The sequence below is a fragment of the Chloroflexota bacterium genome (genome assembly GCA_026389585.1).
In the GTDB taxonomy this organism is placed as follows: Bacteria; Chloroflexota; Dehalococcoidia; order UBA2247; family RBG-13-53-26; genus JAPLHP01.
This window is the reverse complement of record JAPLHP010000051.1, coordinates 23,110-31,899: the sequence shown is the minus strand read 5'-3', so window position 1 is coordinate 31,899 and position 8,790 is coordinate 23,110. Positions and strand designations below refer to the sequence as shown.

The 8,790-nt window shown below is 50.6% G+C and carries 7 protein-coding genes and 1 other annotated feature; of the genes, 1 reads left to right on the top strand and 6 read right to left on the bottom strand.

What is annotated here, in order from left to right; genetic code table 11:
* Positions 1-193 precede the first annotated feature (193 nt).
* Positions 194-463 (top strand) — a binding site (T-box leader).
* A 48-nt stretch (positions 464-511) separates the two neighbouring features.
* Positions 512-1,864, top strand: coding sequence for a TrpB-like pyridoxal phosphate-dependent enzyme (locus NTZ04_04250; GenBank protein MCX5991528.1), 1,353 nt, complete (start codon positions 512-514; stop codon positions 1,862-1,864).
* On the opposite strand, the gene recF is transcribed toward NTZ04_04250, so the two are convergent.
* The 6 genes from recF to NTZ04_04220 form a co-directional block, all read right to left on the bottom strand.
* On the bottom strand, positions 1,861-3,033 hold the full coding sequence (gene recF / locus NTZ04_04245; GenBank protein ID MCX5991527.1) for a DNA replication/repair protein RecF: 1,173 nt from the start codon (positions 3,031-3,033) through the stop codon (positions 1,861-1,863). The two genes, NTZ04_04250 and recF, sit on opposite strands and share 4 nt — an antisense overlap.
* Positions 3,034-3,095: 62 nt before the next feature.
* Positions 3,096-4,382 (bottom strand): MFS transporter, encoded by a 1,287-nt coding sequence (locus NTZ04_04240; GenBank protein ID MCX5991526.1) that lies wholly within the window; start codon positions 4,380-4,382, stop codon positions 3,096-3,098.
* Between the two features lie 196 nt (positions 4,383-4,578).
* Positions 4,579-5,589 (bottom strand): electron transfer flavoprotein subunit alpha/FixB family protein, encoded by a 1,011-nt coding sequence (locus NTZ04_04235; protein ID MCX5991525.1) that lies wholly within the window; start codon positions 5,587-5,589, stop codon positions 4,579-4,581.
* A gap of 13 nt (positions 5,590-5,602) precedes the next feature.
* Positions 5,603-6,388, bottom strand: coding sequence for an electron transfer flavoprotein subunit beta/FixA family protein (locus NTZ04_04230; protein ID MCX5991524.1), 786 nt, complete (start codon positions 6,386-6,388; stop codon positions 5,603-5,605).
* Entirely contained in the window at positions 6,385-7,542 is a 1,158-nt protein-coding gene (locus NTZ04_04225; GenBank protein MCX5991523.1) for an acyl-CoA dehydrogenase family protein, read from the bottom strand. The genes NTZ04_04230 and NTZ04_04225 overlap by 4 nt, the downstream gene beginning before the upstream one ends.
* A 255-nt stretch (positions 7,543-7,797) precedes the next feature.
* A complete protein-coding gene (locus tag NTZ04_04220) occupies positions 7,798-8,595 on the bottom strand; it encodes a PAC2 family protein (GenBank protein ID MCX5991522.1) in 798 nt (265 codons plus the stop codon).
* Between the last annotated feature and the right edge of the window lie 195 nt (positions 8,596-8,790).

The following is an 8,790-nucleotide window of genomic DNA, read 5'->3' as shown; positions in this document are numbered from 1 at the left end:
ACTCCTTCCGTGCTCTAATATCCATTGGCTAGCTTTCATCTCCTTCACCACTTAAGCTAGCCCAATTCTCCCCCATTTCGGTTACCTTTTACATGAGTCAACCACCATCCCTTCGGTTACATTTTAGATGAGGCAATTCGGATGGTTGACAAGAATATCAATGCCGTCCTATAATGTTCGCCAACTGAATAACGGAAAGGCGAAGAACCAGGAAGAGTAGGCTTCCGGCGAGGCGCAGAGAGTCGGAGCAGGTGTGAACCGACGCTGACGCAGAAGCTGAATGGGCCTGGGAGCTGCAACCTGAAAAGAGCTTGCTGAGTAGGGTTTGACGGAAGGGTACCGTTATCATAGCCCAAGGTATAGGACAGTCTATAGTGGCTGGTCTGGTATCTTAAAGAAGAGATGGTTCGCTTTTGAACCGAAAGAGGGTGGCACCGCGGATATTAAGCCCTCCGCCCCTCAAGGGGAGGAGGGCTTAAATATTTTTGAGGTAATGATAAAGGAGGATGACATGGAGCAAACGAAGTTCATTTTGACTGAGCAGGAGATACCTACATCGTGGTATAACGTTCAGGCGGACCTGCCCAAACCGCTACCCCCCATACTGCATCCGGGTACCAAGGAACCCACTATCCTGCCTCCGCCGTTGTTCCCTGCGTCGCTGAACGAGCAGGAGTTCAGCAAGGAACGCTACATCGAGATCCCGGAGGAGATACAGCAGATCTACAGACTGTGGAGGCCTACTTCGCTGCATCGAGCCCATCGTCTGGAGAAGGCTCTGGGGACACCAGCCAAAATCTTCTACAAGTACGAGGGGGAAAGCCCAGCAGGCAGCCACAAGCTGAACACTGCGGTTGCTCAGGCCTACTATGCCAAGAAGGCAGGGGCCAAGCGGCTTGCCACCGAGACCGGTGCCGGCCAGTGGGGCAGTGCCCTGGCCATAGGCTGCAACTTCATGGGCCTGGAGTGCAAGGTGTATATGGTTAAGGTCAGTTACCAGCAGAAGCCCTATCGTCGCATCCTCATGGAGGTCTTTGGAGCAAAGGTGGTACCCAGTCCCAGTCAGGATACGAAGATAGGACGTCAAATCCTGGCGGAAGATCCAAATTCCACGGGGAGTCTGGGTATTGCCATCAGTGAGGCATGCGAGGATGCTTTTAGCCGTGATGATACCTTCTATGCGCTGGGCAGCGTCCTTAATCACGTCTTGATGCATCAGACTGTTATAGGGCAAGAGTCCAAAAAGCAACTTGAAAAAGCAGGGGTATACCCCGACATTATCGTTGGCTGCATTGGCGGGGGAAGCAATTTCGCTGGCACTTTTCTTCCCTTTATACCGGATAAGCTGAAGGGAAAGAAGATACAGATAATCGCTGTTGAACCCGAGGCCTGTCCTAGTGTCACTAAGGGACCATACGCCTGGGACTATGGAGATGTAGCCGGGCTGGCTCCGATTGTCAAGATGCATACGCTTGGACATACTTTTGTTCCACCGCCTGTCCATGCTGGAGGCCTGCGCTACCATGGAATGGCTCCCATCGTATCGCACCTTAATGTGCTGGGTCTTATCGAGGCCAGAGCAGTGAACCAGACCGCGGTCTTTCAGAGTGCAATACAATTCGCCCGTGCTGAGGGCATTATTCCTGCCCCGGAACCAGCCCATGCCATCAAGGTAGTCATTGATGAGGCCCTTAAATGCAAGGAGTCAGGTGAGAAGAAGACTATCCTGCTGGCTTTGTCCGGTCATGGGCACTTTGACTTGGGAGCTTATGAACTGTTCATTGCCGGCAAGCTTCAGGATTATGGGTATCCCAAGGAGAAGGTAGAGGAGGCATTGACTAAGTTGCCGAAGGTCGGAATCTAAGCTGACTCTATAGTTCCCTGCCTTACTCGGAACTGAGTGGTCTGAGCTAGGAAAGAAGGCTCAAAACAATCGAGGTCTACGGCTGAAATCAGCACCTGTTGGAAGGATACGATGGATTCCAGCAGGTGCTGACGCCGATGGTGATCAAGCTCCGAGAATACATCGTCCAGAAGCATGATCGGAGAGTCACCCACCTTGGTTTGTATATACCTTGCCTCGGCGAGCTTGAGGGAGAGGATGACTGTTTGCTGCTGCCCTCGACTTCCGTATCTGCTCATATCAGCCTCGTTGACTTGAAATTGGAGACTATCTCGGTGAGGACCGACCAGGGTCATCCCTGCTGCAATTTCTTTTCTTCGGGTTTGGTACAGTGCCTGGCGAAACCGGGATTCGATTTCGACGAGGCTCTCATCCTTATCTATACTCGGCAGATAGACTATTTCCAGTTTTTCTGTTTTGCCACTGAGCTCACTGTGGATTTCCAGGGCCAGTTTATTAAGTGCTGTCACCAAACGTCGTCGTTGCATCACTATGTAGGAGCCGTTTTCCACCAGTTCCTTGTCCCAAAATTGCAGCTGATCGAGTTGGGCTTGGTGCTCTTGCAGCAGTTTGAGCAGGTGATTACGTTGCAGCAGGACGCGGTTGTATCTCTGCAGAGAACGCAGGTAGTTGGAATCGGTCTGGGAGTTTACCAGATCAAGGTAGCGTCGACAGAGGCTGGGTGTGCCAGCAACAAGGTCGATGTCCTGGGCACTAAACGTCACTACATTCACCTGCCCCACAAGGTCTATGGCGCGGCGGACAATATCATTGACTCTAATTCTCTTTCGTAAAGGTATTGCTGAAGGGGACGTAGTATCCTTGGTGGTGGGCGGTTCTGCCTTCTCTAGTCTCAGGACAATGTCTATACTGAGTTTTCCGCGCTCTCTTTGAACATCAGCCGAGATGCGGGCAAATGACAAATCCTCTCTGGTAGCGGCCTGATGGATGAGATCTCTGTCGCTAGAAGCCCGGTGGGACTTTGTTGTGGCCAGCATATGGATGGCCTCCAGGAGGTTCGTTTTTCCCTGAGCATTGTCTCCTTGGATAACTACCAAACGAGGTGGCAGTCTTAATTCCAACTGACGGTAGTTGCGGAAGTTGGTCAGACCCAGGCGGACAATGCGCAAGGCAATCCTCCAGGTGCCCCAAAATCTAGATGTTCAAATGGCATTTCACGTTTGCATTAACTCTATCTTGAATGCTTGGCCTGTGCAATGTTTGTTGCTTTATTTGTTTGTTGCCTGATCAGAAGCCATAGCCCCACCATTGCTGCTCCTGACATCGATGCCCCGAAGAAGAAGGGTGCTGCTGGCCCGATGAGATACCATAGCCAACCGGCAATCAGACTCGCTGGCAGCAAAGAGAGACCAATTACGGTGTGATAAAGCCCATAGGCAGTACCCCTCCTGTCAACCGGCACTAGATCACAGACAAAAGCCCGGCATACTCCTTCAGATATCCCATAGTACAGCCCGTAGAGCGCAAACAGAAGCCACACTTGCCAGGCTGCTGATGCCACAGCAAATCCAAAGTAGGTTAGCGCATAGAACAACCAGCCAATTATGATGACACTTCTTCTACCAAGCCTATCTGAAATCAATCCTGCGGGGAGAGAGGTTAAAGCGTAAACCAGGTTGAAAACCACAAACATAATGAGGATCTGGAGAACCGAAAAGCCGAGGTTCTGTGCTCGCAGGGTAAGGAAGACATCGCTTGAGTTACCCAGGTTAAACACCAACATTATCAACAGGAAGAGCTTGAAGTGCAGATTGAACCCTGTCTTGGCCTCACCTGTGCGTTGTGACGATTGTCCTGTGTCATCGTTGCTGGATTCTGGTGAGGCTTTTCTCCTCTTCTCTCGGACAAAGATTAGGAGCAGGAGCAAAGCCAACACTGCAGGTCCAATCCCAGCCAAAACCAGGACTCGGAACGATTTCCAGGTAAGTTCAAACGTATCCTTCTGCACCAAATAGATGATAAACACAGCTATAGATAGACCAATGACTGCCCCCATGGTATCCATGGCTCGATGGAAACCAAAACTTTTTCCCATTTCCTTTGAAGAGGTGGAATCAGCGACCAGGGCATCGCGAGGTGAAGCTCTAATTCCCTTTCCCAGCCTGTCGGTGAAGCGTACTGCCAGTACAGCCCCCCAAGAACCGGCGAAGTACAGGAAGGGCTTTGCCAGGGTAGAGAGGCCGTATCCAAAAACAGCCAGGTCTTTCCTGCGTCCCAGACGATCACTGAGCCAACCACTGAACAACTTAAAAAAGCTTGCGGTACTCTCGGCAATTCCCTCAATGAGTCCAATGACTGGTGTGCCCACCCGGAGCACATTGAGCAGGAAAAGGGGTGTGACAGTGAAGATCATCTCACTCGAGACATCAGTGAGAAGGCTTACCCAGCCAAGGAAGAAGACATTACGGCTGATCCCGAATAACCCTTTTTTACTCCCTTGTTTCCCTTGTTCTACCATCTATCTGTCCAGGATCACCTCATTGACCAGTTCTGTGATCTTCTTCTTAGCTTCGTCAAGGGCCGCTAACCCTTGTTCCGTTATTACATAGTATTTGCGCATCTTGCCATCAACTATTCTCTTTTCTGCAGATAGGAGCCCTTCTTTCGATAGGCGATGAAGAGTGGGGTAAAGAGTCCCTGGACTCAACCGAAATTCACCCGCTACGAAGTTCTCTGAGCTTTGTGGTGAGCATAGGTACTACCTTGAAGAGATCTCCCACGATGCCATAGGTGGCCATTTCGAATATGGGGGCTCTGGGGTCTTCGTTGATGGCCACAATGATCTCGGAAGTCTGCATTCCGGCCAGGTGTTGAGGCGCTCCGGAGATGCCGCAAGCAATATACAACTTGGGAGAAATGGTCTTGCCGGTCTGTCCAATCTGGTGAGAATAGGCGATCCAGCCATCATCTACCGGAGGGCGAGAGGAACCCAGTGCTGCTCCGAGCACTTCAGCTAATTCAGCTAAGATATGGAAATTCTCTGCTTTCACTAATCCACGACCACCGCAAACAATAATATCGGCCTCTTCGAGTTTAATCTTCGTGTTCAGGTCATTGATCACATTGAGCAGCTTGGTTCTTGAAGTGACAGGCTTTTTGCCAAAGTCCACCCTTACCACTTCCCCTTGGCGGGTTTGATCAGGCCTACCCTTTTTGAATGCATGGGGACGGACAGTGGCCATCTGCGGCCTTCTCTTTGGGCAGGTGATGCTTGCCATAATGATGCCGCCGTAGGAAGGACGCGTTTGCACCAGGAGTTTAGTTTCCGGATCAATTTCGAGGCCGGTGCAGTTGGCGGTGAGCCCTGTTTCTAATGCGGCGGCTACTCTGGGAATCAAGGAGGAACCCAGTGCGGTTGCACCGGCGAGCAGGATCGCTGGTTTCTGGCGCTGGATAAGGTCAACCAGTTCCTTAGAGGTAAATTCCTCTTCTTGCTCAGCAGAGGCGGGATCATCTACTACGTAGACCTTATCAGCCCCATAGGCGGTCAGTTGTTCTACACCTTCGATACCGTGGCCAAAGCATATTGCAGAGAGCTTGGTTCCCAGATCATCGGCTAGCTTTCGCCCCTTGGTTATCAGCTCGTAGGCGATACCTTTTATCCTGCCATTTGCATGCTCTGCGAATACCCAGACTTCTCCAGGGCTATTGCTGTCCACAGTCATCTCCTCTCGCCCTTCACAGTACTTTGGTTTCTCTCAGTTTCTCTATAAGCTGGTTCACTTGGCTTTCCATACTGCCTTGAAGTAGCTCTACTTGACGAATCCTCTGTGGGTAGAAAACCTTGACTATTTGAGTAGGCGAGCCTGATAATCCCACCTTGTTAACGTCCACACCTAGCTCCTGGGCAGTCCAGGTGGTGATCCTGCCCTTCTTTGATTGCATAAGGCCGCGGAGAGAAGGTAGTCGCGGCACATTTATCTCTTTTACTACGCTAATCACGCCGGGAAGAGTCATCTCAATTAGCTGATGCCCCCCCTCAACCATTCTCTGCATCTTCATCTGCCCGTCTCGCATTTCTTCGACTTTGCTGACATATGACACGAATGGCAGTCCCATAAGTTCAGCAAGCTGTGGCCCCACCTGTCCGGTTTCGCCGTCTATTGACTGCCTGCCGCAGAGTACGATATCGAAATGCCCCAGTCTCATTAACCCTTTGGATAAGACATAGGAAGTAGCCCATGTGTCAGAACCCTCAAAGACGGGATCGCTTAATAAGATTGCTTCATCCGCGCCGAGGGCAATGGCTTCTTTCAAGGTTTCCTCTGCTTGGGGTGGGCCCATGCTGATAACGATAACCTTACCCTGGTACCTTTCCTTCAGCCGAATACCTTCCTCCAGGGCGTACATGTCAAACGGGTTGATGGTGTTGTCGGAACCTCCTCTGATCAAGGTATTGGTCTGAGGGTCAATTTCTATCTTGATTTTGCTGGGCACCTGCTTGATGCATACCACAACATTCATTCTTGTCTGGCCTTTCTTTTCAGCAGCTCCAGGGCGATGGTATTTCTGACGACCTGATTGGCACCTTCGTATATTTGAGTGATCTTGGCATCCCTCATCATCTTCTCTACAGGGTAGTCACGCATATAACCGGCACCGCCGAGAATCTGGACAGCATCAGTGGTCACTTTCATGGCCATGTCTGTGGCAAAGACCTTAACCATGGCTGCTTCTTCGGTGAAGCTCTTTGCTCCAGCATCGATTGTTCTTGCCACAGCATAAACAAGGGCCCGGGCTGCTTCCAGTTCAGTAGCCATGTCAGCCAGCATGTGCTGTACCGCCTGGATGGATGAGATGGGATGGCCGAACTGGATGCGTTGGCGTGCATAGTCTACTGCCGCCTCCAATGCTCCCTGCGCAATGCCGACCGCTTGAGCGCCGACCCCGGGACGGGATCTGTCCAGTGTCCTTATGGCAATAATAAAACCCTGTCCTTCTCTGCCGATAATATTCTCCTCTGGGACACGGCAATCATGGAAGATCAACTCCCTCGTGGCAGAGGAGCGGATACCCATCTTCTTTTCCTTCTTGCCGAAAGAGAAGCCCGGTGTGTTTTTTTCTACTATCAAGGCGCTGGCACCCCGACTGCCTCTGGCCGGGTCTGTCATGGCAATTATGGTGTATATCTCTGCTTCTCCACCGTTGGTAATGAATTGCTTAGTGCCGTTTATCAGGTAGCCCCCCTTTTCTCTAGTGGCCACTGTTCTGATATTGGCAGCATCGCTACCGGCAGTTGATTCTGTCAGAGCAAAGGCGGTCAACCTTTTTCCGCTGGCAACATCAGGGAGGTATTTCCCCTTTTGCTCCTCAGTGCCATAGCTAATCAAAGGAAGGGCTCCCAGGGCATTAGCACCGTAGCTAATGGCAATACCACCACAGACTCGCGACAACTCCTCTATTACCAGGCAAAGATCAAGACACCCTCCTCCCAATCCTTCATATTTTTCCGGTATGAATATCCTCAAGAGATCGCTATTAGCCATTTCTCTGATCAAGTCCCAGGGAAACTCTTCTTTCTCATCCAGTTCTGCCCGTACGGGCAGAATTCGCTGTTCTGCAATCATTCTGGCCAGGCCTTTTACTGTTTTCTGTTGTTCATTCAAGAAGTATTCCAAGACGGTTCTCTCCTTTCCTGGCTTTTCAAACTAATGTGAATGAGCCAATTCTATGCATGTTACCCTGTATGGGTTTGAGCAGGCAAAAGTGAAGGTGGGGGAAGACGCTGTTGAATTTTCATCTCAAACAGGAGGGCAAACTTCTCACATATTGTTTTGCCTTGTAGGTAACTCAAGGAGGTGAAGTCCTGCTCATTTGTAGTGGCGATAAAGGGTTCCTATATGGAGATAGCTATCTGGGGGGCCGAAATTGGACTAGCCCTTTTCTTCCTCATCAGGGCGCTCCCACAAGGGTACGGTGAAGTCCTTGATGAACTGGCGGCGGCTCTCCTTGACCATTTCCTCTATCTGTTGGCGGGCCTGCTCGGCCGTGTCCTCCAGTTCTGTCATATCGATCTCGAGTTTCAATAGCCTGGCTATAACTCCGAGCACTGCTTTGGTGGCTATAGGGTTTCTCATCTCGCTAAGGAAGCGCGGCGTTTCTCCAAGCAGACAGATGGCTTTCAATCCTCTCTCCTTGGCCGCGGAAAGTAGCAGACCATTCATTCCAGCGATATAGAAGTCACCCTTCAACACCAAACCATGATTCTCCAAATCACTTAGCTGTTCACTATCGGTAACTGCCGCCCACACCCGAGGTTCTTCCGTGAACTGTGGTATAAGGGCGGCAGCAAACGTGTATACCTCTTTAACACCGAATCTCTGGGCTATATCCAAAACTCTGTTGGCAAATTCGTGACCTTTGGAAGTAGGTTGTGCCTCACCAATGAAGATTATCAGGTCACCACCTGGCCTTCTTCTTTTCCAGTAGTAGAATTTGTTCTGAGGCAACCTGGGCGGTTGTACCAGGTTCTTTTCGATGAAGACTCCACCAAGTTCGAAGAAAGCTGAAGACTCCATATCGGCTAGTTCTTCAGCCTGCAGCTTCTCCTTAAGATAAGTTGCTGCTTCTAGAGCAACATTGGAGACGCCAGGCCAGGCAGCTATCAAAGCTGGCTTGGTGAGCTTTGGATCTTTGTGAATCCTGGCTTCATTTTCTGGAGGCTTTTTCATCCTGGCCCCTATTTCACCACTGGACAAACATGGGGATGTCTGCCATTCCATGCGTACGCATCAAAAGCCGAATAGGTCATTTCGGCGTCCCACAGGCAGTCGCATGTTGCCCATATGGTGGGCATACCCATAATGGCAATACTATACCACAGTTACCGCCCAAGGTTAAAATGTAAAAGACATGTAAACTGCTAC